Genomic DNA, 537 nt, shown 5'->3' with positions numbered 1-537 from the left:
GCGGACGCGTTACGCGCCACCTCTTCCACCATCAGTTCAAAACGGCGCAGTGCCTCTGGCCGGACATCATCCTCCGTCATTGCACCGAGGAAATCATTCAGTGTGCCCGGCTTTGAGTCCTCATATACGGTGATAATCCCGGCGTGTGACGGCGGGAATCCCTCCACCAACAGACTGACGCTGTACTGACCATACTCGACGTCCATTGTGTAACGCCCGGCTTCATCCGGGTTTTCTGAGGCCACTGTGTTCACCACCACCGTGGTGCTGTTGCGCCTGGCCTTTAGCTGAATGGTGCAGTTTTGTATCGGCTTACCTGCGCCATCTTTCAGTACACCTGAAATCCGTACTGCCATATTCCCCCCACAAAAAAGCCCGCCTGAACCGGCGGGCTGTCATAACACTGTGTTACCTGGCTAATCAGAATTTATAACCGACACCAACGATGAAACTGTTGGTACGCCAGTCACCGCTGCCGGAGCCTTCATAAGCGACGTCAACGGCCACGGATTCGGTCGGGTTAAACTGCACGCCAGC

Annotated in this window: 2 protein-coding genes; both read right to left on the bottom strand. The window is 55.5% G+C overall.

Features of this window, described 5'->3' with window-relative positions:
• On the bottom strand, positions 1–356 hold a 356-nt coding region (locus ACJHWT_RS25500), incomplete at its 3' end, for a prophage tail fiber N-terminal domain-containing protein (protein ID WP_172904229.1).
• Between the two features lie 64 nt (positions 357–420).
• A partial coding sequence (locus tag ACJHWT_RS25495) for an Ail/Lom family outer membrane beta-barrel protein (RefSeq protein ID WP_162534375.1) occupies positions 421–537 on the bottom strand: 117 nt, incomplete at its 5' end.

This window comes from Escherichia sp. WS338, assembly GCF_046486405.1.
GTDB lineage: Bacteria > Pseudomonadota > Gammaproteobacteria > Enterobacterales > Enterobacteriaceae > Escherichia > Escherichia coli.
Note: the sequence above shows the minus strand (reverse complement) of the source record. Positions and strands in the feature narration are given on the sequence as shown.